General features: G+C 35.5%; 24 protein-coding genes and 1 pseudogene. 1 reads left to right on the top strand and 24 read right to left on the bottom strand.

The window, feature by feature from the left end:
• Nucleotides 1-29 precede the first annotated feature (29 nt).
• The 9 genes and pseudogenes from M3627_RS01020 to M3627_RS00980 all read right to left on the bottom strand — a co-directional run.
• Nucleotides 30-947, bottom strand: coding sequence for an ABC transporter permease (locus M3627_RS01020; RefSeq protein ID WP_251552631.1), 918 nt, complete (start codon nucleotides 945-947; stop codon nucleotides 30-32).
• 271 nt (nucleotides 948-1,218) lie between these two features.
• Complete coding sequence (locus M3627_RS01015; RefSeq protein ID WP_251552629.1) at nucleotides 1,219-2,772, bottom strand: ABC transporter substrate-binding protein; 1,554 nt, start codon at nucleotides 2,770-2,772, stop codon at nucleotides 1,219-1,221.
• Between the two features lie 44 nt (nucleotides 2,773-2,816).
• Nucleotides 2,817-4,022 carry a M20 metallopeptidase family protein gene (locus tag M3627_RS01010; protein ID WP_251552628.1) on the bottom strand — a complete coding sequence of 402 codons (1,206 nt, stop codon included), beginning with the start codon at nucleotides 4,020-4,022 and terminating at the stop codon, nucleotides 2,817-2,819.
• 371 nt (nucleotides 4,023-4,393) lie between these two features.
• Nucleotides 4,394-5,143: an amino acid ABC transporter ATP-binding protein gene (locus M3627_RS01005; protein WP_285841605.1), complete on the bottom strand. Its 750-nt coding sequence runs from the start codon at nucleotides 5,141-5,143 to the stop codon at nucleotides 4,394-4,396.
• Between the two features lie 22 nt (nucleotides 5,144-5,165).
• The gene (locus M3627_RS01000; protein WP_251552627.1) at nucleotides 5,166-5,822 is read right to left on the bottom strand and encodes an amino acid ABC transporter permease; all 657 of its coding nucleotides are present in this window, start codon (nucleotides 5,820-5,822) and stop codon (nucleotides 5,166-5,168) included.
• A gap of 30 nt (nucleotides 5,823-5,852) precedes the next feature.
• Entirely contained in the window at nucleotides 5,853-7,007 is a 1,155-nt protein-coding gene (locus M3627_RS00995) for a saccharopine dehydrogenase family protein (RefSeq protein WP_251552626.1), read from the bottom strand.
• 21 nt (nucleotides 7,008-7,028) lie between these two features.
• The gene (locus tag M3627_RS00990) at nucleotides 7,029-7,811 is read right to left on the bottom strand and encodes a transporter substrate-binding domain-containing protein (RefSeq protein ID WP_251552625.1); all 783 of its coding nucleotides are present in this window, start codon (nucleotides 7,809-7,811) and stop codon (nucleotides 7,029-7,031) included.
• Nucleotides 7,812-8,006: 195 nt separating this feature from the next.
• Complete coding sequence (locus M3627_RS00985; protein WP_251552623.1) at nucleotides 8,007-8,954, bottom strand: acetamidase/formamidase family protein; 948 nt, start codon at nucleotides 8,952-8,954, stop codon at nucleotides 8,007-8,009.
• Between the two features lie 133 nt (nucleotides 8,955-9,087).
• A pseudogene (locus tag M3627_RS00980) lies at nucleotides 9,088-9,456 on the bottom strand (DUF2628 domain-containing protein); the annotation flags it as partial.
• Between the two features lie 352 nt (nucleotides 9,457-9,808).
• Between M3627_RS00980 and M3627_RS00975 the strand changes: the two are divergent.
• The gene (locus M3627_RS00975; RefSeq protein WP_251552620.1) at nucleotides 9,809-10,027 is read left to right on the top strand and encodes an acyltransferase; all 219 of its coding nucleotides are present in this window, start codon (nucleotides 9,809-9,811) and stop codon (nucleotides 10,025-10,027) included.
• 29 nt (nucleotides 10,028-10,056) lie between these two features.
• Here the strand turns inward: M3627_RS00975 and M3627_RS00970 are convergent, their stop codons facing one another.
• The 15 genes from M3627_RS00970 to M3627_RS00900 form a co-directional block, all read right to left on the bottom strand.
• On the bottom strand, nucleotides 10,057-10,728 hold the full coding sequence (locus M3627_RS00970; RefSeq protein ID WP_251552619.1) for a DUF1643 domain-containing protein: 672 nt from the start codon (nucleotides 10,726-10,728) through the stop codon (nucleotides 10,057-10,059).
• Nucleotides 10,729-10,880: 152 nt separating this feature from the next.
• Entirely contained in the window at nucleotides 10,881-11,777 is an 897-nt protein-coding gene (locus M3627_RS00965; RefSeq protein WP_251552618.1) for an HNH endonuclease, read from the bottom strand.
• A 150-nt stretch (nucleotides 11,778-11,927) separates the two neighbouring features.
• Nucleotides 11,928-12,926, bottom strand: coding sequence for a hypothetical protein (locus M3627_RS00960; protein ID WP_251552617.1), 999 nt, complete (start codon nucleotides 12,924-12,926; stop codon nucleotides 11,928-11,930).
• A gap of 226 nt (nucleotides 12,927-13,152) precedes the next feature.
• A complete protein-coding gene (locus tag M3627_RS00955) occupies nucleotides 13,153-14,184 on the bottom strand; it encodes a GDP-mannose 4,6-dehydratase (RefSeq protein WP_251552616.1) in 1,032 nt (343 codons plus the stop codon).
• Nucleotides 14,156-15,544: a UDP-glucose dehydrogenase family protein gene (locus M3627_RS00950; protein WP_251552615.1), complete on the bottom strand. Its 1,389-nt coding sequence runs from the start codon at nucleotides 15,542-15,544 to the stop codon at nucleotides 14,156-14,158. The genes M3627_RS00955 and M3627_RS00950 overlap by 29 nt, the downstream gene beginning before the upstream one ends.
• A 31-nt stretch (nucleotides 15,545-15,575) precedes the next feature.
• Nucleotides 15,576-16,595, bottom strand: a complete 1,020-nt coding sequence (rfbB, locus tag M3627_RS00945) for a dTDP-glucose 4,6-dehydratase (protein WP_251552613.1) — start codon at nucleotides 16,593-16,595, stop codon at nucleotides 15,576-15,578.
• The gene (gene rfbD / locus M3627_RS00940) at nucleotides 16,596-17,450 is read right to left on the bottom strand and encodes a dTDP-4-dehydrorhamnose reductase (RefSeq protein ID WP_251552612.1); all 855 of its coding nucleotides are present in this window, start codon (nucleotides 17,448-17,450) and stop codon (nucleotides 16,596-16,598) included.
• A gap of 4 nt (nucleotides 17,451-17,454) precedes the next feature.
• Nucleotides 17,455-18,015: a dTDP-4-dehydrorhamnose 3,5-epimerase gene (rfbC, locus tag M3627_RS00935; RefSeq protein WP_251552611.1), complete on the bottom strand. Its 561-nt coding sequence runs from the start codon at nucleotides 18,013-18,015 to the stop codon at nucleotides 17,455-17,457.
• A gap of 21 nt (nucleotides 18,016-18,036) precedes the next feature.
• Nucleotides 18,037-18,915: a glucose-1-phosphate thymidylyltransferase RfbA gene (rfbA, locus tag M3627_RS00930; RefSeq protein ID WP_251552610.1), complete on the bottom strand. Its 879-nt coding sequence runs from the start codon at nucleotides 18,913-18,915 to the stop codon at nucleotides 18,037-18,039.
• A gap of 38 nt (nucleotides 18,916-18,953) precedes the next feature.
• Nucleotides 18,954-20,381, bottom strand: a complete 1,428-nt coding sequence (locus M3627_RS00925; RefSeq protein ID WP_251552609.1) for a lipopolysaccharide biosynthesis protein — start codon at nucleotides 20,379-20,381, stop codon at nucleotides 18,954-18,956.
• Nucleotides 20,382-20,394: 13 nt separating this feature from the next.
• Nucleotides 20,395-21,708: an O-antigen ligase family protein gene (locus M3627_RS00920; protein WP_251552608.1), complete on the bottom strand. Its 1,314-nt coding sequence runs from the start codon at nucleotides 21,706-21,708 to the stop codon at nucleotides 20,395-20,397.
• 15 nt (nucleotides 21,709-21,723) lie between these two features.
• Nucleotides 21,724-22,635: a glycosyltransferase family 2 protein gene (locus M3627_RS00915; RefSeq protein WP_251552607.1), complete on the bottom strand. Its 912-nt coding sequence runs from the start codon at nucleotides 22,633-22,635 to the stop codon at nucleotides 21,724-21,726.
• 146 nt (nucleotides 22,636-22,781) lie between these two features.
• On the bottom strand, nucleotides 22,782-23,681 hold the full coding sequence (locus M3627_RS00910; protein ID WP_251552606.1) for an ATP-grasp fold amidoligase family protein: 900 nt from the start codon (nucleotides 23,679-23,681) through the stop codon (nucleotides 22,782-22,784).
• A gap of 13 nt (nucleotides 23,682-23,694) precedes the next feature.
• Nucleotides 23,695-24,789 (bottom strand): glycosyltransferase family 4 protein, encoded by a 1,095-nt coding sequence (locus M3627_RS00905; RefSeq protein WP_251552605.1) that lies wholly within the window; start codon nucleotides 24,787-24,789, stop codon nucleotides 23,695-23,697.
• On the bottom strand, nucleotides 24,752-25,654 hold the full coding sequence (locus M3627_RS00900; protein ID WP_251552603.1) for an NAD-dependent epimerase/dehydratase family protein: 903 nt from the start codon (nucleotides 25,652-25,654) through the stop codon (nucleotides 24,752-24,754). The genes M3627_RS00905 and M3627_RS00900 overlap by 38 nt, the downstream gene beginning before the upstream one ends.
• Nucleotides 25,655-25,677 lie beyond the last annotated feature (23 nt).

Here is a 25,677-nt window from a genome sequence, read left to right as displayed (position 1 = left end):
TCTGTGATTGGGTCAACTTAACTTCCCCCCTAGCTATATTTAATCCGTGGATCTAATAGTCGGTAAAGAATATCTGCTACTAGATTCATAAGAATGACGAGTGTTGCGATGACAAATACACTGGCTTGAACAATCGCCATATCACGTGTATTTACGGCCTGTATTAATAGTTGCCCTAAACCTGGCCATGAAAAGACGGTTTCAGTGATCAATGTGCCACCAACCAAAGTAGAGGTTTGTAGTGCAGTGATTGTGATAACCGGAATAAGGGAGTTTCGGAACGCATGCTTATAAACTACGATTCTATCCTTTAAACCTTTACTCTTTGCTGTGCGTACGTAATCCTGATTTAAGGTTTCAATCATGCTAGACCGGATGAGTCTCGTCATTTCCGCTGCTATACCAGTAGCCAGAGTGACAGAAGGGAGAACCAAATGCATAAGCGTTCCTCTTCCGGAAACCGGGAAGAAGCTTAACGTAACGGAAAATAATAAAATTAACATGATTCCTAGCCAAAAGTTCGGCATCGCTTTTCCTATTACAGCAGCGCCTGTCGCCACTAAATCTAGACTAGAGTTTTGTTTGGTAGCAGACCAAATACCAAGTGGGATCGATACAACAATTGCTATTAGAAGTGCTGCAATACCTAGTTCAAGTGTTGCAGGGAGACGCTCTAAGACGATGGACATCGCATCCTGCCCATAACGATACGATTCTCCAAAATCACCTTGTACAAGGTTCATTAGGTATGTAGTGTATTGAACGATAAAGGATTCATTTAAGCCTAAGGATTCTCTTAATAGCTCGACATCTTCCTGAGAGGCGTCATCAGGTAGCATTAATGCCACGGGATCTCCTGCTATAAAGACTAGTGAAAAGACAATAAATGAAATGATTAATAATACGGGTATTATTTGTAGTATTCGCCTAACGAAGTAATTGTTCATCAATTGTCACCTCACACATATTTTGAAATGAATTTGTAGAATGAATTAATTTCATAATCCTGTTCCTATAGGATATCTTTTTAAAATAAGAAAGTAGAATGGATTTTCGCTTCAGGCGGACGCTTTCCGCGGGGTGAGTGATAAGCCATTACTCATCCCGCTGGAGTCGTCACCTTCCGCTACAATCATCTATTAACTTGAACAAACCTACTAAATTTTCTACCTAATAGTAAAGGAAGGAAGAGCAAGCTCTCCCTACCGTTAACAGAATCTACTTTTTATTAATAGAATCCACGTAAATGATTTCATCCATTGTCGGAGTATAATCAATTGCATCACTTACCCCTACGTTAATAGATTCCTGGTGTAATACAATATGAGCCGTGTCTTCCGCTAATAAATGCTGTGCTTTAATATATTGCTCTGCTCTTTCTTCTGGGTCCATATTTTGAGCAGCAGCTGCCAATAACTCTTCTACTTCTTCATTATGATAATCAATTTGACCTTTGAATCTTTCGTAGTTATACCAATCTAATGCATTTGCCGCATCAAACATCGAGTTACCTAAAGCTAGTAAATAAGCATCCTTGTTTTTGCCTGAATTACGAAGTTCAACGAAGCTGCTCCACTCCATGAATTCAACATTTGCTTTTACTCCAATTGCAGTCCACATGCCAGCAACCATCTCCGCTATTTCAGCATCTTGTAAATAACGCCCTTTTGGAGAATGGAATGTCATCTCAAATCCATCTGGATAGCCTGCTTCAGCCAATAATTTCTTTGCTTCTTCCACGTCATAGTTATACGTGTCATAAAGATCCTCTGCAAAACCAAAGTTTCCTGGTGCGACACGAGTGATTGTTGGTATACCTGCTCCATTTAACAGGTTATCCGTTATTGCCTTGTTATCAATAGCCAAGTCCAAAGCTTTTCTAACTCTAGGATCCGAAGTTGGATATCCTTCTGTTGAACGGACAAATATCATCATAGTTCGGTTAGAAGTACCTTGCGATAAATGCGTTCCATCGTTGTCATCAATACGTTTCCACTCACTTGGTGGCATGTTTGTCGCAATATCAACTCCACCTGTTAGGAGCTCAGAAACACGTGTAGAGTTTTCTGGGATGACACGGAATACCACTTCGTCCCATTCCTCATTTTTACCGTCAAAATAATCATCATAGACTTCTAGCACGATACGATCGTCACGTACCCACTTAGAAAATTTAAATGGTCCTGTCCCAACTGGATTTTCCAAGAAGTGATCCATTCCGTTTTCTTCAATATATTCAGAAGGAAGGATACTAGAAGCAATCCTTGAAATTCTATTTAATAGAGCCGGGTCTGGCTCATTTGTAACGATACGTAACGTTAACTCATCCACAACTTGTACCTCTTTAATAGAGTTATAGTTAATGTGATCAAGCAGTGTGGAATCATGCGCAACACGTTCAAGTGAGAATTTAACATCCTCCGAATCTAATGCCTCTCCGTTATGGAACTTAACTCCTTCTTTTAATTTCACTTCCCACGTCTTATCGTCAATTTTTTCATAACCCTCTGCTAAGTCTGGTAAAATCTCACCAGTTTCATTGTCTCGTTTAAACAAATAGTTAAACATATTCACGTGAATCGCTTCTGTAGAAGTATTAACATGGTTATGAACATCAAATGTTACCATGTCCGTTCCCATTGCAATCGTCAATGTCCTGTCATCCTCTTTTTTAGTCGTAGAAGTAGAAGTAGAAGAATCATCTCCACTACAAGCTACTAGCAATCCTACTGTCAAAAGTACAGAACTTGCTAATCCTACCCATTTCTTCATAGTCATTCCCCTTTATATATATAATTTCATTGAACCTATACTTATTATTCGTTCGTATTACTCTCTATGTAATCAAGAGCGAACTGGGCCAATAAAGCCGAGCCATACGGCAGCGCATCTTCATCAATATCGAATTTAGGATGGTGATTGGGATAGATGCAATCCTTCGTTTCATTGTAAGTACCTAATCGGAAGAAGATCCCAGGCACCTTTTCCGCATAGTAAGCAAAATCCTCTCCTCCCATGCTCGGATTAATAATCGATAAAGTATTGGCTCCCAATATTTTTTCAGAGACTGCATCTAATAATGGAATCAATCGATTATCATTTTTCACGGAAGGATAGCCAAATTGATAATCGAACTTATAAGTAGCCCCCATCCCTTCGCAAACGCCTTTAATATATTGCTCCATTCTTTTGGAAATGACCTCACGCAGCGAAGGATCTAGCACTCTAACCGTTCCTTCTAGTCGAACGGACGGTGCGATAACATTTCGCTTAAAGCCACCTTCAATTTTTCCTATTGTCAAAACGGCTGGCTTTAGAGGGTCAATCGACCGACTTACAATTTGCTGTAAGGAAGATATTACTTCCGCTGCTACTGTTATCGAGTCGATAGACATATGTGGATGAGCCGCATGTCCCCCCTCTCCGATCACTTCGATATCAAAAGAATCCGCACATGCCATTGCGACATCTTTCGCAACCGTTATAAACCCTGTATGTGCTGTAGGATGTACATGCAAACCGGCAATAACATCCACATCGGGATTTTGAAGAACCCCTTCCTGAACCATATGTAAGGCCCCTGCTAGCCCTTCCTCTGCTGGCTGAAATATCAACTTGATATTTCCCTTTGTCGGTCTATGCTTACTTAGTATTTTAGCTGCCCCCAGCAGCATCGAAGTATGGGCATCATGTCCGCATAAATGTGCAACACCTGGAACCGATGATGCGTATGAAACCGACTTCTCATCCTGTATAGGAAGAGCGTCCATATCTGCCCTTAATGCAACTGTCGGACCTGGCTCAGTGCCTCTTAGAAGAGCCACAATTCCAGTTTTGGCAACCGGTGCTTGAATTTCAAAACCAAGATCCTTTAAATTTTCTAAAACAAACTTGGAGGTTTCATATTCTTCAAATGATAGTTCAGGATTCACGTGAAGATGTCTGCGCCACTGTATTAAATTCTCCTTAATCTCAAGCGCTTCTTTAAGTAAAACATTCTCTTCTACTACTGTATTTTTCATGTAGACCTCCTACTCGCTATAATTAGACATAATATTACGAAATAATAATATATTCTGATTATTATATTAATAGTAATTAAGAATATTTCTTTAGTCAAGACGTTTTCCATTTTTATTGCCTAGTACTAAAGTAGAAAACGGTAAATTTGTAGAGGATTTTGTCTGACAGGGACACACACGGTAACCCGACGAATTGTAGTAAATTGTGTCTTATACAGGGACAAACCTACAAACAAAAATACCTGTGTCAGCCTCCAAACGCTACTGACACAGGCATACCTTCTAAATTGTAGTGAATTGTGTCTGACACAGGGACGCACACACAAATTGTAGTGAATTGTTTGTGACACAGGGACGCACACAAAACCAAACTACTCCACGATCGACAAAAACTGTCTAGTCCTCTCTTCCTTCGGTTGAAGAAAGATTTCCTCTGATGTTCCCTCTTCCACGATTACACCCTTGTCCATGAAAATGACACGGTCCGCTACGTCTTTGGCAAAGCTCATTTCATGAGTCACGATAATCATCGTCATTCCTTCACGCGCCAGGTCCTTGATCACCTGGAGCACTTCTTTTACAAGCTCTGGGTCTAATGCAGAGGTCGGCTCGTCATAGAGCATGACCATTGGGTTTAATGCCAATGAGCGTGCGATGGCTACTCTTTGCTGCTGACCGCCTGACAACTGCGCTGGGTAATAATCACATCTGTCCCCTAGCCCTACCTTTGTAAGAAGTGCCTTCGCTACTATTCTTGCCTCTTCTAGCTTGGTCCCATGTATGACGATTGGTCCCTCCATCACATTTTCGATGGCTGTTTTATGCGGAAACAGATTGAACGATTGAAAGACGAATCCAGTTTTCTTTCGTAGCTCTCTTATTTCTTTTTTACGTCTACGATTTGACTTGCCACCGGTATCTACCTGGAAATCACCAATGCGAATGACACCCTCCGTTGGCTCCTCTAAGAAATTTAAACAGCGCAATAACGTGGATTTGCCTGAACCGCTAGGGCCCATAATGACAACTACTTCGCTTTTCTCAACCGTCAAATCGATACCTTTTAATACTTCATTTGTTCCAAAGCTTTTTTTTAATTGATTAACCTGAATGATACTCATAGCCATCCCCTATCATTCGTATTTATCGGACCAAGTATTTGGATGTACGAACTTCTAATTTATCTAAAATAGTAGTGAAGAAGGTTATTAATACCCAATAGATAGCTGCAGCTATTAAATAGATGGTAAGTGGCTCGAATGTTTTGGCAATGATTAAGCTCGACATTTGCAATAGTTCCGTAACGGTAATAACTGAGACCAACGAGGTATCTTTTATAAGTACGATAAATGTGTTTGATAACGTAGGAATAGATATGCGAAGACTTTGCGGGAGAATAATTCTCCTTAACGCCTGTGAATACGTCATTCCCATGGATAATGAAGCTTCCATTTGGCCATTGTCCACTGCAAGAATGGAAGCTCTAAATGACTCTGATAGATAAGCGCCAGCGTTTAAGCTCAATGCTACGATCCCCGACGATATGGGATCTAATGAAATACCGATCTGAGGTAAGCCATAGTAAATAACGAATATTTGAACAAGTAAAGGAGTTCCACGAATTATAGAAACATAGCCTGTGGCAATGCCGTTTAAAACCTTTACTTTTAGAATTCTAATGATTGCGGCGAAAAATCCAATAATGAGCGCTATGATAATGGATATGGCTGCCAAAAAGATAGTCATGAGCGTTGCCTTCAGTAGGGATGGCAGGGAATCAATAATTATCGTAACATCCATAGATCGACCTCCTTCCGACAAATGATAGGATTAGATTACAGCCTCTTCTTTAAAACCTATATGAATTCCTAAATTCTGTAGTTCCTTCATAAACGGGTCGAATCTCTCCCTAACAATAAGGCTCTCTACCGGTACAACCCCTGTCTCTTCAATCCTTCCAGATGCAATCCATTTCGCTAGAATTGCTGCAGGAAGGGCAGTTGTTTTAGCCATGGACGTAATGTTTCGTTCCTGATCGTAGACATCAACCATTTCCCATGTAAATTTAGTCGCTTTGCCTTCCTTCATTCCACTAACCTCGACTCTTAGCACCGTTATATCCTCATGGGAGGCACCAACCATTTTAGGCGCTAAAATCTGTTCTGCAACTGCTCGAGGAGTTGTAATAACTCCTGCGACTGTTATAGGTTTATTGTCTAGAAACCCTAGCTCCCTCAAAACGTTCATCTTGTCCCAATGCCCAGGATACCTAACTGTTTTTTCGTATAGGTTTTTCACCTTGTCCTTCAATATAAAAGCCGTGCTATGCGCATCCGTAATCACTGCCTCACAGTCCCCAACGGGCTGGGGGAACGTCATCTTTTCTAAACCAGACAAAGGAGCTAATTCCACAAGCTGTCCGTTTTCAACCGCAATAGCAGGTTTTGTGTAGAGGCCTAGCACACTCTCTAAGCGAAAAACGACCTGATACCATAGAGGTGGAACGGGATGTCTCGGAATCCCTCCACAAATCATGATCGCTTCCTCTGCTTCGTCTAGCATCTCGATCCCTTGGGCTGCCAAAAAGTTCGTTATTCCGGGAGCTACACCACAGCCTGGCACGATGATCACCCCTGCATTTCTCGCCGCTTCCTGTAATTCTATTTTCTCTTGGAATAAAGACCCAACTAAATCTACCAAATGACAGCTAGACTCTATTGCTGCTTGTATAGCAACTAGACTTAAGGAATGTGGCAGACAGGCAACCGCAACATCCCCACCTGTCAACACCTTCGCGATATCCTCCATAGTCTCTAAGGAGGCAACCCTGCCAGTCACTTTGGGACTATTAGCGATTTCTAAGCATTTATCAATACTTTCCTGTCTAACATCCACCGCGGTAATGACATCTATTTCTGAGAATTTAGCAAGCTCGCTCACGACGGTCGTCCCAATCATTCCCGTACCTAAAACTACAATATGCAAGTGTTATTTCCTCCCATCGTTTTATTGCTCCACAGGATCTGAGCCAAACCACTTTTTATAAATCTCGTTATACGTCCCATCCTCTTTCATGTCACGTAAAGCCTCATTGACCTTTTCGATAAAATCCTCGTTCCCTTTGTTCACTGCCATCCCAACCTCGTCCACCTTTAGAATCTCGCTTGCAACCTTGATTGGCAGCTTATTTTCTTTTATGTTATAGCTCATTAACAGCTGGTCATTAATGATGACATCTAATCGTTCATTTTTCAGATCCTCTAAATAATCCGTAAATGCCTTATATAGCTTCACATCCGCACCATCTACACTCTTTGCGATTTCCTCAAAGGTAGTTCCTCCGCCAACACCAACTTTTTTACCCTTGATATCTTCGAGCTTGCTAATATCATTCGTTTCCTCACGAGTGATTAACACCGAGCCTGTAATAACATACGGATCCGTGAAATCTACACTTTTTTTCCTTTCCTCTGTCACAGTCATCTGCCCGATAATAATATCGAACTTATCTGCCTTCAGACCACCTATCAAACCCTCCCACTTAGAAGTGATAAAATTGGCCTTCACGCCTAATCTTTTCGCTAGCTCGTTGGAAATATCTACATCAAAGCCAGTTAATTCACCTTGATCATCTAAATAGTTAAACGGTGGATACGTTCCCTCAAAAGCAACATTCAGTACCTTCTTTTTCTCCATACGCTCTAGCACTTTACCTTCTCCAGACCCGCAGCCTGCTAGTATACTCAAGACAAAAACCGTAATAATGGCCAACATGATATTCTTCTTCAACGCTTGTCCCCCTTTTATAAGATTGAGGAAATTACCAAAGCTACTTCCTTCCTATAATGTATTCGTTAAGAATGACTTTTATTAACAGATAATCTAATAAATTATGATCCCCATAAACTCAAAAAAACCGTGGGAACAAGTATCTCGTCCCTACGGTTTTACTATCTATATTTCAATACCTATTAACTGAGGTCATTAATCCTCAAACACCGCCAGCGGCAAAACAGCGCTTACGATATATTGTCCCGCGTCTACAATCTCTGAGATTTTTAAATCCACGCAAAGACTAGACAACAAATAGGCATCCTTTGGCTCCATTTCATATGTAGTTGAAATGTGATCTACCATCGCCCGAAGCGCATCCTGCGAAGCCTTCATCAAATCTGGACCAACGCCAGTGGTACCGAAGAATCCCTTATGGTTAACCTTAGGAGTAAGCTCACCACTCGTTAAAAACTGAGGCGAAGGAATCGTTTTGCCTTTAATCAGGTTGAACTTTAAGGTAGCGGTCATCGGACACTCTAATGCGGAAACACAAACCTCCCCGTCTCCTTGAGCTGCATGGGCATCCCCGCAGCTAAACAATGCCCCAGCCACTTGCACTGGTAGATATAGCTTCGTTCCAATCGTCAGCTGGCGAACGTCCATATTCCCTCCAAACGTTCCTGGAGGCATAATCGGCTGACCACTAGCATCCTTAGGGCTCACTCCCATCGTCCCTAAAAAAGGCTCGATCGGAATTTTAATATCCTCGCGGAAATGTATAAACTCCCCATCGGTCAAATCAAAGGTTCTTAAATACGCATCTGGAAACTCCTCTGGTAGCAACCCTAGTCCAGGCAAAATAGCCGTCCAGCCCCAGCTTCCTGTCTCGAGATTTACAATTTCCACCTCCAGCGTATCTCCAGGCTCTGCCCCCTCAATGGCGACTGGACCTGCAAGCGGGTACACCTTGTCCCAATCTAAGCTAGCAATAGATTCAGTAGTAGAATCAATCGAAAACTGGTTGTCCGTTACCTCTCTCGTCTTAAATATGACCGTGTCCCCACTTTCAATCGTCAGGACCGGCTTCGGATCCTTCTCCCACGCGTAATGCACAATCTCCTCCGGAAAATGATGGACTTTTGCTGTTTGAACGTTCATAGTCTTCCTCCTTATCAATCTATCTATCTATCTATATAAAAAGGCTATCATAATTTCACTATAATTTAAATGAATTTATAAAATTTTCAGTTAAATACAAAAAAGCCACTCATTAAAGTGAGTGACTTCCTATTTATCCCCCAAACCCATAAATCATCCCAGCAAGAACCCCATAAACAATCAGCAACCCAAAGGCAGCCAACACCCCAAGCCAGCTAGTACCCCCACGCAGTTGAAGCTCTGACTGCACGAATTCCTCGCTGCCATGTTGCTGCTCCGTGACTCTCTTAATCTCCTTATTCGCATGCATCAAATATAAATAGTTTCCTAAAAAACCACAGATGATCCCTACTGTAATTCCTATGGTCGAATCTACCCCAAAATCGACCCCACTCAAGACAATGATCAGATCATATAAAAGAAAAAGACCTAGTATGATTAAAATATACGCATACATTTTCCGGTAACCTAACCAAAAGAACGAAAGGAAAAAAGCTGCCCAATTCCATGATAGCCCCTAATTCCACTTGCGGGAATAATATTCCCATTTGCTAGCTCCTACAAATGCCCCAAGTAACGACTCATCTAACTCCGGATATTTCTTATCCATCTATATATCCCCCCTTTAATATTGGTGCTTATTATATGATATTACACTTTCCGTATACCTACCCCTAATAACCATTAAACTCATTATAATGTTAGATTTAGGAATAAAAATAATATAATTCAACAATTTATAAATAGTTACTAAAAACCTATAAAATTTCTTTTTTTTAAAACATTTTTATTAATAAAATAAATATTTGACCGAAATATACTTGTGTAAGAATTTTCAAAATGGGGTGTAAAAGATGTTATCTGACTTTCACGGCAAGCTAGACAAGGAATTAGGTCCTAGGCGGATATTGCATATTAAAGAATGTGAAGTTTGTGGATTCGATGAGATTTACTATGTGGATCCGGAAACAAATAAACAAATTGGCATGGCTTGTGAGGGGTGCAATTTTATAAGAAGGTTTGTGGACAGCACTAAAACCCAATCGAAAGGAAGCAGTTTAATCCGCCATTAAAACAACTGCTCCTTTGTTTCACTACAAGTTTAAGCCTCTCCTAGACTCACTTCTGGTAGACCTTTTAAAACAGCAGCCATTTCATCGATCCACTCCTCACACTTATTAGGCAAATATGGGAACGGATGTCTTGGATAATCTCTTGCTTTGTTCCAGTATGCCTTTGGTTCTTTTCCATTCAACTTCAGACCGTCAATCGGTAAAAACCCATGCTCCATTGCAAGTCTCTTAGCTTCAGGTTTTGATCCCCATCCATACAGCACATGATCCACTAGATTGGTCATCTCTATAAATTCCTGGATGTTATTGGCATAGCACGAGTTAGGAAGATTCTGTAGTTCACATATTTTAAGCAATCGCTTGAATTCAAAGGAGTCTCCCTCACACATATCGGATAGATTCACTATAATTAGTTCATCCCAATTCATCCGCTCCATCAACCGCATAAGCTGGTATTGAGTTTTATCTGGAATACTTTCCTGCCATCCATCTTTTAACTCTTCTCTTGGCAGACAACTTCCAGGGTTTTGCATAACGATTAATGCATCAGCTTTTCTATTAGATAAATCCTCAGGTATTGCTGTACCTTTTCTTATAATTCTAGCCTCTGGTCTAATTAAAACCTGATGCAATTCAAACTGTTTATACCCAAATCTAGCCATGACGATAAATTGCTCGTTTAATACCTTTCCACTTATCATAGTATTCCTCCCTCAACTAAAATAGTTACATATACTTATTTCTATATAACTATAAAAATACCTTTATTTTTAAATAAAGCCTCAAAAATTGAAAAAAAAGAGCCACCCCCTTAAGAGTGACTCTTCCATAATTGCTTTAATGTTTATTTTAACTAACGATATTCGCTCCCACCACCCCAGATTTCTCTACCGCCTGTGTGACCAGTGTTTTGATGTGTCTCTTCATTTACAAGCTGGAGAACTCCTGGCTGCTCATTGTGGTGCCAGTCGTAGCCTTCCGGTGTGATTCCATTAGCTAATGCTTGTATATCCAATTGGGACAACCCCAAATCATTTGCCACGTTTGGTGACTCTTGTATTGCTTGGTAAAGAGTTTCATTGGCAATTAAAAAATGTGTGTTGTCATTTTCTAAATACATTTCTTCCACTAATAGGACACTAAATGGAGAATCGAATACAGGAAATGTTCCTTCTGTTAGTTCCCCAGTGGGCAATTCAATTGTACTGTTTATGAATTTAACCCCAGTTTCGGGATGCTCTAACCCTAGTAAATGATCATTCCGTGTTTCTAAGGCTTCAGCTTGTGCAACGTCTGATCCATCCACAATATCGATAACTCCAATGGCAAAAGTGCTGACTACTACAACCTTCCCTAAGTTCCCTACTCCACGGAGAATCTCTTGTCTGTCATTGTTACGAATGCCATTCATTGTAATCCCCGTGCTTTTAATCGTGTATTTCAAACTTGATCCAATGCCTTTTATAGTACGACTTGTGGAATCCTTCATATCTCCCCAGCCTTGTTGTTTATGATAACTATCCTTTTTGACGATTCCATAAACCCTTTGGACGGTGCCATCTGCAAACTGCCCGACAGAATCCACCGCATACTTGGATGCCTCAATAACACTGTCGCCTAATTCTCCTACATAGCGACCTACTTTTTCATTCTTCGTAGATATTGCTTTGCTAACTAGCATAACCCCGCCTTTAGCTACTCCCCCAAGAACTGTAGTTGCAATTTTACCACCACCACGGAATACACCCATCAAAAACTCCCCCTGTTATTATCATGTTAATTTTAAAACTAAGACTCTATCTACTTTCCAGACTGTTTCTAATGACTATGGATTATAAGTATTGGCTAGAACCAAAGTGTGGTCTAACATTTCTATGAGATTAAACAGAAGTAGATATTCTTATACCTCTTTTTTATTTTGCTGCTTCTTTAAAACATCTATTAACCTAACAATTGCTACTTGACCTGTAATTGTTACTTGTGTATTTTCAATAAGCTTATCTTTTGTAGAAGTCTCTAAATTTGTATTTATGCTCGTTTCTTCTACTATTAGAGGGTCTCTATAGGAGAAGTTATTTGTTAAGTCAGCATCAGTGCTAGTTTTTAAATGTGATTTTACAGTAACTAAATCGTCACTTGGAGCTGTTTTATCCGGTCCATTATAGGATAAATTATTTGTAATATCTCCATCAGGTGCTGTCCTTATGTGTTCATCTACGTACATATAATTTTGTATTGCGGAAACGATTGTCCGCGAGCTATATACCTCGCTGGCAGTAACTGTTGCTTGTCCAGCAAGAGGTTTTGTTTCAATAGGTGTTTCAGTAGTGAAAAAATCACTACCTATATGTAATTTTAGAAAAGGTAAAACAAATGTAATAATTATTACAGGAGCACTTCCCATGATACCTAATGCTGCATAGCTAGTATAATTAAATTCATAAAGCCACTTAAGTAAATGTCTCAGCAAAAAGTAACTCAAAACACTCATAGCTAAACCTTCAGTAATAGTATCTACTAGTAATTCTCCATGATTAGAATCAAACAAATCAAATGAACGGGAAATGAGTATAAATGCCATTCCGTATAAGAGAATTCCAGCTAAAATTGGTCTCCAATTTTGTAGCACGTAACCAATTCTTAAAAAGAATAAAACAATCATAATGATAAATATAATAGGAGCTAAGAAAGGTAAGACAAGTGAAATAACACCTAATATAATCACCCATAATAACATAGATTTAAGCATCTTAAAGGAAGTTAAAAGAAAAAAAATAACAATTCCTATTATGAAAAGTGCAGGATGTAAAAAACCTAGAAAAACTACTAAAGGTAAAAGATAAATCGCCATCTTATGGTGACTTGTTTTGGATTGCTCCATTACCCAATTACTATCCATATAATTCTCCAATTCTTATTTGATTAATATTTTGCATTACTGTGTGTAACCTACACTCATATTATACTATTTATACATAATAATTCCATATTTTGTTTTATTAATAAATCTTATTATTTAATATGAAAAATTGAGAAGTTGAAGGTTTAATATATAGAAGCTAATGCTATCATAAAAATTGAGGACAAATAAAAAAGCAACTGAAGAATTCTCAGTTGCTTTCTTATTATTTATTAATTTGATAATAGTTTACATACCAATCAGCGAACTTCTGCAGACCCTCTTGAATTGATGTTTTAGGTTTAAAGTCTACTTTTTCTTGTAGGCGATCTGTTGAAGCATAGGTAGCAGGTACATCTCCAGCTACTAAAGGTTGAAATTCTTTAACAAAGGTTATTTCTTTTCCAGCTGCATTACTTAATGCTTTTTCTAATGATTCGATAAAGACCATTAATTTTTCTGGATTATTATTTCCTATATTGAATACATCATGCTGGACACCTTCATTAGTTGGTGGATTGCTCAATAAACGTTCGATGCCTTCTACAATATCGTCAACGTATGTAAAGTCTCTGTATAAATCATTTTCAAAGTCTCCATTGTTGAAAATTTGGATAGACTCCCCCGCAAATAACTTATTAGTAAATCCAAAATATGCCATATCAGGACGACCCATAGGTCCGTATACGGTAAAGAAACGAAGACCTGTAGCTGGAATTTTGTAAAGATGACTATAAGTATGTGCCATTAACTCATTAGACTTCTTCGTAGAAGCATAAAGAGACAAGGGATTGTCCACAAAATCTGTTTCTTCAAATGGGACCTTTTTATTGGCACCATATACAGAGCTAGAGGAAGCATATACTAAGTGATCTACAGGGTAATGGCGACAAGCTTCTAATATATTATAGAAACCAATGATATTGCTTTGTATATACACATCTGGATTTTCTATTGAATAACGTACCCCAGCTTGAGCTGCTAGGTTAACAACTATATTAGGAGAATATTTTTCAAATAGGTTAGTAACTGCGTCCTTATCTGCAAGATCTCCTTTGATAAAAGTAAAATTATCATATGGTTCAAGCTTTTCTAGACGAGCGTATTTTAAGTTGACGTCATAGTAATCATTTATATTATCAAAACCAATGACTTGGCACCCTTCATCTAACAGCTTTTTAGATAGATAGTATCCAATAAATCCTGCTGCTCCTGTGACCAGATAGGTTTTATTTATGTCTAGTGGTTGGTAACCCATTACTTTTTGCCTCCTTTTGTAGCTCTAATACATCTCTAGTTACTGGTTTTCTGCCAATAGAGTAGTATTCTACGCCTGCTGCTTCCATTTCTTCTACTGAGTAAATATTTCTTCCGTCATAGACTAAAGGAGTTCTCATCAACTCTTTATATTTATCAGGAGTAACAGCTTTTACTTCTCCCCACTCCGTAAAGATAAAGCAAACATTGGCGTCAGCTAAAGCATGCTCTAAATTCGATACATAGGTAATAGTACCTTTGCCAATTTTTCCTTCTGGATGAACTTTAGCAAAGTTTTCAGCACCTACGGGATCAAAAGCATAAATATCCGCACCTTGTTCTAATAGAAGAGGGATATTTTCTAAGGAAGCCGCTTCTCTTAAATCATCTGTACCTGGCTTAAAGGTTAAGCCTAATACTGCCACTTTAAGACCGTTGAAAGTAATAAGTCTTTTGCTAGCCTTTTTGTATAACTTTGTTTTTTGTTCTTTATTAATATCAATTGCAGCAGAAACGGTTTTTAGATCATAACCATTTTGTTTTGCAAGATTCTCTAAAGCCTTTGTATCTTTTGGGAAACAAGATCCCCCATAGCCAATACCAGCGTTCAAAAACTTGCTTCCTATACGACTATCAAAGCTCATCCCTTTTGCAACATCTTGAATATCTGCTCCAACCAGTTCACAAAGGTTAGCAATATCATTCATATACGAAATTTTAAGTGCTAAGAAGTCATTCGAAGCATATTTAATCATTTCTGCTGATCTTCTATTTACAGATACGATTGGTAAATTAAATGGTTTATATATGTCCTTTAGAACTTCTTCAGCCCATTTGCTTTCAGTACCAATGATAATTCGTTCTGCATGTAACGTATCATGTACAGCCGAGCCTTGTGCTAAGAACTCTGGATTAGAAGCTACTTCTACACGAACATCATTCACTAGAAAGTCTTGGATAAACTGTTCAACTTTATCATTCGTACCAACAGGCACCGTCGATTTAACTACTACTAGGCAGTCTTTTTCAATAGACTCTGCGATTTGTCTTGCTACTGTTGCTATATAGGAAAGGTTTGCAGAACCATCTGGCTGTTCGGGTGTACCGACACCTATAAATATTGCATCCGCATCTTTATAGGCTGCTCGATAATCAGTAGAGTAATTTATTCTACCTGCAGCATAGTTTTTTTGCATTAATTCTTCTAATCCTGTTTCATAGATAGGAGACTTACCAGATTTCATAAGTTCTACTTTAGCTTGATCAATATCTACACAAGTTACTTGATGACCTACCTCTGCAAAACATACACCTGCTACTAAACCTACATATCCTGTTCCTGCTACTGCAATTTTATACATAGACACGCCTTCCTTTCTTACCATTCAGGCATTACAAACTGTACTGTTCATCAAAGTAATTTTGATATTCCCCACTAATAATTTGTTCCCACCATTCTTTGTTATCAAGATACCATTGAATGGTTTGAGTAATACCTGTTTCAAATGTATACGTTGGTTTCCAACCTAGTTCTTCTAATTTAGTTGGATCAATAGCATATCGTTTATCGTGACCAAGGCGGTCCTTTACAAATTCTATTAAATCCTCTGATTTACCTATAGCACTAATGATAGCTTTAACTACTTCCAGGTTTGTACGCTCATTATGACCACCAACATTGTATACCTCACCGTTTAAGCCCTCATGCATCACTAGATCAATTGCAGCACAATGATCAATAACATGTAACCAATCACGAATGTTCTTTCCGTCACCGTAAACTGGTACTTTCTGATCGTTTAATACTCTAGAAATTGTTAAAGGGATTAATTTTTCTGGAAAATGATATGGACCGTAGTTATTAGAGCAGCGGGTAATATTAATCGGTAATCCATAGGTTTCATGATAAGCACGAACTAAGAGGTCAGAGGATGCTTTACTTGCACTATATGGGCTATTTGGTTGTAGCGGAGTTTCCTCAGTGAAAAATGTAGTCGGGTCAAAGTCTAACTCCCCATAAACTTCATCCGTGGATACATGTACAAATTTTGTAACTCCAATTTGCTTGGAAGCATCTAATAATACTTGAGTTCCAAGTACATTAGTCTTAACGAAAACTCCTGGGTCTGTAATTGAACGATCAACGTGACTTTCTGCAGCAAAATGAACAACAAAATCAAATTTCTTTTCATTAAATAAAGAACTTACTGCTTCATAATCCGTAATATCTACTTTTACGAAGTGATAGTTTTCTTTTTTCTCAATATCACAATGCTTTGTTAAATCTCCTGCATAAGTTAATAAATCTAAATTAAAAATTTCATAGTTAGGATACTTATTAACCATGTACTGTACAAAGTTACCTCCAATAAACCCTGCACCGCCAGTAACAAGCACTTTCTTTTTTGACATTTATTTCACCTCTTCTTTTAATTCTTTTAGATATCGCATAACAGCATCTTGCCAGGTAGGTAATGGATTAAAACCGTGGTCTACAAGTTTTTGTTTTGACATTCGGGAATTTTTTGGTCGTACAGCCCGAGTAGGATATTCTTCTGTAGAAATGGAGTTCACATTTACTTGAATATTGGCTTGTCTAAATATTTCTCGGGAGAATTCTGACCAACTGCAATAACCTTCATTGGAAGCATGATAAACTCCATATCTATCAGTTTTAATCATATCAATCAATAATTTCGCTAAATCATACGTATAAGTGGGTGAACCAAACTGATCTCCAACAACATTTAATTCATCCCTAGTTTCTGCCAGCCTTAGCATTGTCTTAACAAAGTTGTTACCATTGATACCAAAAACCCATGAAATTCGAATAATAAACCATTCTTCCAATAGTTTTTTTACTACTTCCTCTCCTTCTAACTTCGTTTTTCCGTAGTAACCTATTGGACTAGGTTGATCAGTTTCAACAAATGGTCTATCTCCTTCACCATTAAAAACATAGTCTGTGCTTATATACATAAACTTCGCATCGATTTCTTTTGCTGCTTTTGCTAAATGAACTGTTCCTTCTACATTTACAAGCTGACACTTTGCTTTATCATCTTCAGCTGTATCAACAGCTGTAAATGCAGCACAATGAATAATTGCACTTGGTTTCACTTTTTTTATGTATAAAGAAACGGCCTCCTTACTTGTAATATCTAAATCTTCTGATCCAATTCCTACCATATTTAAACCTAACCGTAATCCTTGTTGTACAACATCATAACCAAGTTGCCCTGTATAGCCTGTCACTAATATCTTCATCGAACTACACCCCATACTTGAAATTATTCTCTGCATTTCTTAATAGTGGTGCCATATCATCTTTTGTTGACAATATAGGTCTAATATCCATTGGCCACTTGATTCCAATTGCAGGATCATCCCAGATGATTCCTCTGTCACACTCAGGTGCATAAAGTTCATCCACTTTATATTGAACTTCCACATCATGAGTTAACGTCATAAAACCATGAGCAAACCCTTTTGGAATAAGTAATTGTTTTTTGTTTTCTGCTGTTAACTCTATTCCAAACCATTCTCCATAAGTAGAGCTACCTTTTCGTATATCCACAGCAACATCGTAAATTGCCCCTTTTGTACAACGGACCAATTTTGTCTGTGCTTTCGGATTTAATTGAAAATGTAACCCTCTTAGAGTTCCTTTTTCAGCCGAGAAAGAATGATTATCCTGAACAAACTTTACATTTATTCCAGCTTCAAAAAAATTCTCCTCATTATATGTTTCCATGAACCAACCACGATGATCACCATGATGCTTTGGTTCTACTACTATTAATCCGTCAATTACCGTGTTAATAAAATTCATTCTTTTCTCACACTTTCCAAATTAGTATTTAATTTCACCGTTTGCTACTTTAAGGAGGTATTGGCCATACTCTGTTTTACTTAACATATTTCCACATTCAATTAGTTTTTCTTTACTAATCCAGTTATTAATAAAGCTGATTTCTTCTAATGCCGCAATTTTCATACCTTGATGTTCTTCAATCGTTTTCACGAAATTTGTAGCTTCTACTAGACTTTGGTGTGTTCCTGTGTCTAACCAAGTAAATCCACGTCCTAATAATTCAACATTTAATTCTCCTGATTTCAAATAAGCCTCATTAATAGAAGTAATCTCAAGTTCACCACGGATAGATGGTTCAACATTTTTAGCTATTTCAACTACTCTATTATCATAGAAGTATAATCCTGTAATAGCGTAGTTTGATTTTGGACACTTTGGCTTCTCTTCTACACTTATCACTTTCCCATTATCGTTAAACTCAACAACACCAAATCGCTGGGGATCTTGAACGTGATATCCAAATACTGTGGCTCCAGTTTTTTTTTCGGCAGCCTTACGAAGTATTTTTCTCATACCACTTCCATAATATATATTGTCCCCTAATACCATAGCCACAGAATCTTCTTGAATAAATTCTTCACCTAGAATAAATGCTTGAGCTAGACCCTCAGGTGAAGGTTGTACTGTATATTTTAAATTTATACCGAACTGTGAACCGTCTCCCAACAATGTTTTAAAACGAGGTGTATCCTCTGGAGTAGATATTATCAATATATCTCTTATACCAGCTAACATTAAAGTGGAGAGTGGGTAATAAATCATAGGTTTATCATAAATTGGAAGTAGCTGTTTACTTGTTACTAACGTTAGAGGATATAAACGTGTTCCACTTCCGCCGGCTAAAATTATACCTTTCAATTATAAAATCTCCTTTATAAATAGATTCACTTTTTTATCTAAAAATATTTTTTTATTATGTTAAAAGAATTTCTAATTTCCCTTTTATTTATTGTAGTAAAAATTATTAAACTTAATAAGTAAAAGAAAAAGCTAAATAATGTAACTGGGGAGTACCAAGTAACTATCATAAAGATAATTGTCAAAAACATTTCACTAAGAGAAATTTTTATAAAAGATACATTAAATTTTTTTGCTAAATAGAATTCAGTAATTATAGATCTTATAATTATTCCAACTACCATAGAAATTAGAATCCATTTAATATCCTTTAATATGTAACCCGAATATAAACATAATAAAACGCTGATAAGCAAAGAAATTAAATTAACTCGAAGTAAAATTTTCTCATATCTTAGTACTTTAAGATAAGTACCTAATAACATCTGCATTTTTCCCTCGAATATACAAAGTGGAAATAAAATTATTAGAAACCTCAAACTTTCACTGTATTCTGGTAACCACCATTGTAAAAAAAACTCAATCGGGCCGTATAATAACAAAGTACACATTAATAAAAATGTTAACAATACCCTAATGGTAACAAAGGTTTGTGCATGATTTTCTTCAGCTGTTTGTCTGAGTGCTGGAAACAAGACTATACTAATAGCATTAATAAAAATTAATAACATACTTGTTATTGATATTGAAAGAGAGATTTCCCCAAAAGTATTTATTCCCCATATCTCATCAATAAGAAATCTTCCAAAACCTAAAATGAGCATACTGGCAATATTGGCTACCATTAAAAAGCTTCCAATTTTAATGTTAATTAGATACCCTCTTAAGGAAGGCATAAGAGAGATTACTTTTCCAAAAATTAAGTCCCTACAAATATACAAAGCAAAAATTAGACTAATAAAAGTTGATGTAACATAAGCAATAATATAATATTCATAATTTAAGAATTTGAAAAATAACAATAAAAATAATAAAATTAAAAAAACTAACTTATCCAATAGAATAATTTTTGAATAATCTTTAAATTTATTTGTACACTGTAGTATAATTCCAATATAACCGATAATATTATTTACTATTAAACAAATTGCTGTGCCAATCCATACAGTAAATCTCTCTTCCCCTCCATAGAATGTTAATGAATAAATAATTATTCCAGATGCAATTAATGTCAGCTTAGTAACTAGAATATAAAAATATGACCTTAATTTTTCTTTATCTAATTCCTTGTAGGTTACACCGCCATATCGAAGATAAATTCCATCGTTAAAACCAAAATGAAAAAAACCTACAAATCCAATATAAAATAAAAATAGCTGCCAGTAGCTATAATCTTCAATACCAATTACTTTAGGTATTAAAAGTACTCTTGCCATATTTATTATTAAAGCTAAACTTTGCACAGAAAAAGTATAAAACATATTTTTAATACTATTCTTTAATAAAGTATTTATGTTATTTTTCATATCCAACCTCATTTTAAAAACTATTTAATCTTTTATTTGGTTTGAAGTAATTTCCATAAAGAACAGCGGCTAGGATACAAAAAAACATGAAGGGCAAACTTGTAGACATAGTCGGTTCTACCATACCATGAACTATTGGAACAGACACAGCCTGTGCCATTACTAATAATTCCTTGTTAGATTTCGTTTCTCTTAGGTTAACAAGAAAAATCGTCTTCACTATATAATATATAAAAAACAAAAATATGATTGTTCCTACTAATCCTATAGCTGACAGATATGCTAATAACCAATTATGAGGATCTTCTAATTTGTTCATACCTGCCAAAAAACCAAATTGATTCATACCGTTCCCAATCAAAGGATGTAACTTAAGTTGTTCTAATGCTAATGTATAGTATTCTATCCTTCCATTAGAATAATCTTCCTTACTAAGATTAAATATTCTATTCTCCGCTAGGTTCGAAAAAGAAATAGATATTAAGCCTATTATTATTAGAAAGTTAATTAACAAAAATCTTGTCCGAGAAACTTTAATAATCAATAAGGGTATAATAGCAACTAACATACCCAAATAGGCTCCTCTTGAAATGAAAAAATACATCATTAAAATAATAGCCCCCATACATATCAAAGAAACTATTTTTTTAAAGTAAGATTTATTAAGTTTAAAAGAGCCAAAGCAAATAAAAATTAAAGCAGCTAGATATCCTGCCAATGTGTTTGATCGTGTACCACTATCCCCGATAAAATATATTAGTGCTCTATGTGTTTGGGAAAGTTCACTTATAGAATGACTATAAAAAAACACAAATAGCATAGTAAAAATAAAAAAAGTAAATAACCAATACAGATTTGACAAATCTAATTTTCTTCTTGCCAAAAAAGCAATATTAAAGAATATTAGGGTAGCTATAAAATAGGAAGTCAGACCATCTATAGCTAATTTCAAATTTATAGAGTTTACTATTGAAATTGCTATACAACATACTAAAAGAATCAATAAGAGTACAGGCTTGGATATTGATTTAATTATTTTTTTTCTATAAAAGAATATCAAGATAAAGAAGTTTATTATAGTGAAAGGTATTAGGTAATTTGTTTGGGTAGTTAAAGTAATAACAAAAATTCCAAGATAAGTGGATATTATATACTCAGCATTATTATTGTTGATAATTATAATTAATATACAAGATAATATGCTTAAATAAATCAATATATTTACAGGGAAACCAAGATAAATAATTAGGGAAAAAAAATAAACTCCTAATAAAATTCCAGAAAGCATATTTCTAAGATTAACTTCTTTGTTTCTCAATTGTTCCATTAATCTATTCTCCTCTTAAACTTTCCCCAACAAAATTAAAATTTTAAGGAAAAAATTGTCTAATCCATTAACCATTTGTATATCTTTATTTCTAATCAATTTTAATTTATTCAAAAAAGAACTTTTATAATTAATTAATAAATTTAGAGTTATTAAAGTTTTTTCATCAAATATATCACCATAATTTTTTTTTAAAGCTATAGCCGATCTTAACCTACTATTTGGGACCCTAGGAAACATAAATCTTTTCATTCTATTAATATTTTTTTTTATAAAAGAAGTTTCATTTCCAATAACATTACCTCCATGTTGCCTATAACTGATATGTGGTTGTTTATCAAATACTACTTGTCCTAATCCACAAGCAAGTTTATAAGCTAATGAATCATGCATAATAATATCCTCACCTTTAAAATTGGATATATGTTTTTTTAAACTATAATTAAAAACAAATGTACATCCTGGTGACACAGACTGAACGAGTGATTCTCCAAATGAAAGTCTATAGCTTTTATTGTAAGCAATTGGGGCAATTTCATTTAAATTTTGATCAACTAATTTTGTAGTGGAACAGTATAGAATAGGAGTTTGTTGCTTAAAAGGTTCTAAATAGTTTATTGCTACTTCAATTTTTTCTCTATCCCATACATCATCTTGATCTGCAAAAGCGTAAAAATCAGTATCGCTAGCATTCCTTACTAATTCTAAAAAACTATAAGCAGGCTTAAGATTTGTATCTCCTCCATACCACTTCAATTTACCTTGCATAGAATATTCCTCTAGGATGTCAATTGTAGAATCACTAGAACCATCATCTCTAACGATTAAATCAATGTTTTCATAACTTTGGTTAAGAATACTTTCTATTTGTTCTTTGATATATTTTTCACCATTATAAGTAGACATTAAAATAGTTACTTTTTTCATATTATTTCCCCTTAATAAAAAAATATTTCTTCTATAAAGTTTTTAAACTCCCCATTTCAAATTATATTAATCTTTAGTTTCTCCCATTATAAATAATTCAATTCTCTTTGATTGACTCATCCTAGAAGGATTACTATTCTCATTCGTTATTTGATTTGTGCTGGTATATGAAATCTTTCTCCAAGAATATAATCAAATTCATCCGGAGAGTATCCGTGATAACCGCTTCCAGTATAAAAAGTTAGCTCTCCAAAGTAAATTTTCCCATTAATATTATATAAATCTACTCTTACATGGGGAAAGTCTTGCGACAAATCTTTGGCTATTTCTAACATTTCCTCAAATTTTTCTGGTTTGTTAATACTTTTTTTTAGTTCGGGTATATCATCCCTATGATAAGAGAGTTTATTAAACTCTGTATCAAATATCCCTAGCTTAATACCATCTTTAAGGTATCTTTCAACAATTACATATAGAGAAAAAGGCTTACCGTTGAAACAAAAAAATTTATAATCTATTAAATCATTATTTTGATCTTTTTCTAATAGCTTTTCACAAATAATCTTTGGCTTTATACCATAATAAGCCCATTCTCTTCCTACTTTGCCTTCCCATGCTGTTAACCAATTATTTAACTTATTCTTTGTAGCCTCAATGTCTAATGTAGATTTATCCTCACATATTATATTAGTATGGCTTCCATTAGTAGTTTTTAATACAAATTGGTTTGGTAATTCCTCAAAATTGATTTCCTCAGCGGTATTATAAACCCCGTATAATGGAACTAAGATATCACTATATCCTTTTGATGAAATATATTCTCTTACTTCGTATTTATCAGAGCACTTAACCATTAAAGGATCACGATAATTGAGCTTATACCATTGAATTTTCTCAGTAAACCTTCTTGGTTCTTTTATATTTAACTTCCTACCAGTACTTATTTTATACTGCAATTTAATCATCAAAATATCTGGTAAGAAATCTATAGATTTTAATATTTTTAGTCTTAACTTCTGACTCCGTATTAATTTCTTATAGTTCACTTATACTACACCTCTATATATTTTTAATTTCTTTTAGATATTCTTCAACTACTATATTACGATTAAACTCTCTTTCAACTTTCTGCCTTCCATTAAGACCCATATCTCTTTTTTCATCATACTTCATTTCTATGAATGTAATTAACTTTTCGGTTAAATCTTTACCATTTTTCGGTTCAACCAGAAAACCATTGACCCCCTCCTCAACAACCTCTTTACAGCCACTTCGATTAGTAGTAATGATAGGTCTCCCTGAAGAAGCACTTTCAAGTAGCACATTTGAAATACCCTCAGGGTAATAGGACGGATGGACAGTACAATGAGTTTTGCTTAGAATCTCCTTAACATTCCTAAGCATGCCATGATATTTTATTACATCCTTTTTTTGTAATTCCTCTAATACTTCTTCATATGCCTCCTCGCAAAAACCACATATATGAAATTTAGTATTTGGATATTTACTTCTGATATTTTGTGCAGCCTCTAAATATTGATCAATACCTTTTTCTTTCATAATTCTCGAAATGAATAAAAATTCTATATTTTCCTCTGGTGGGTAAGTTAGCAAACAAAAATCATTTAAATTAACTCCAGATCCCGGAATAAGCTTATGTTTCCCTAATGCTATTTTATTGTCTTCAAAAAATTGGTTATTTTCTTTATTTTGAAAGAAGACAGTTTGAACTTTTTTAAAAGAGTGTCTATATAAAAGAATTATAATTTTCTGCAAAATACCTTTTTTTTCTACAGCTGTTCCTAATCCAGTTATATTTGCAATGTATGGAACTCCTTGTGATTTACAAGCTATTCCTCCATATATATTAGGTTTTATTGTATAAGTCAAAACAACATCTGGATTAACTCTTTTAACCAAATCTTTATATAGCTTTATTAGTTTTAACTCATTAATAATATTAGTCCCATGTCTGTCTAAATTTATTTCTTGGTATTGACAACCCATGGATATTAACTCTTTTATTCTTTCACCATATGGGGATGATATATAAACTTCAGCACCTTCACTAATAAGACGCTCTACCAATTCTTTCCTAAAATTATAAATTACAATATCATGATTTACTAAAATTAGGACTCTTTTCTTTATCAATATTTTCCCCTCTTTCTGTTAAGTATATACTCTCTTTAAAATTTCTGATCTGATAGACATCTTTATAAGAACTAAGTTCTTTATCATAAACTAGGTTACCAAACATTTTATTCAAAAAATCAATTCTCTCAATAAAAAATACAATTAATGGATTAAACATACGAATAAGACGTATATTATTCCCATGAACCTCACCGATCATACGTACCATTTCACTAGTTTCAGTATACTCTTGATTCTGTGGGAAAAATAAACCTGATTCCTTGTTATCTATCATAAGTTTAATAAATTCACATAAATTATCTATATGTAACATACTACGCTGATTTTTTATACTAGGAAAAAAAGGTGTTTTCCTTGCGACTTTAGATAATTTAGGGTAATTCCCTTTTGAATTCTTTCCATATATCATTGGTGGACGAATAATAACTATATTAAAATCAGTATCTTCTAAATCCTTAATCTTATTTTCTGCTTGGAATTTACTATTTCCATAAAAGTTGCTTGGTTTAGGGAGAGTATTTTGATTTATAACTTGACTAGCTTTTGTACTCTCACCATATACAATGATACTACTCATAAATATAAATTGACTAACACCCTCTAACTTTGACTTTTTAGCCAGTTCAAATGTCAAGTCCCGATTAATCGTATAATATAGTTCTTCCATTTTTGGATTTCGTGAAACATGAGCGATTCCTGCTAGATGAAGAACAGTATCATATGTAGAAAAATCGACATCTTTCCAGGAGTTATCCCTTACACTAATCATTTCTATTTGATAGTTATTAGTCGAGTGAGTTAACCAGGCTACAAATTCTCCTCCGATGTATCCATTTTTTCCTGTAATTAATATCTTTTTCAATCTACATAAACTCCTTTGTATCT

Source organism: Psychrobacillus sp. MER TA 171, from assembly GCF_023713305.1.
In the GTDB taxonomy this organism is placed as follows: domain Bacteria; phylum Bacillota; class Bacilli; order Bacillales_A; family Planococcaceae; genus Psychrobacillus.
The sequence above is the reverse complement of the archived record's forward strand: the minus strand, read 5'-3'. Positions and strand labels throughout refer to the sequence as shown.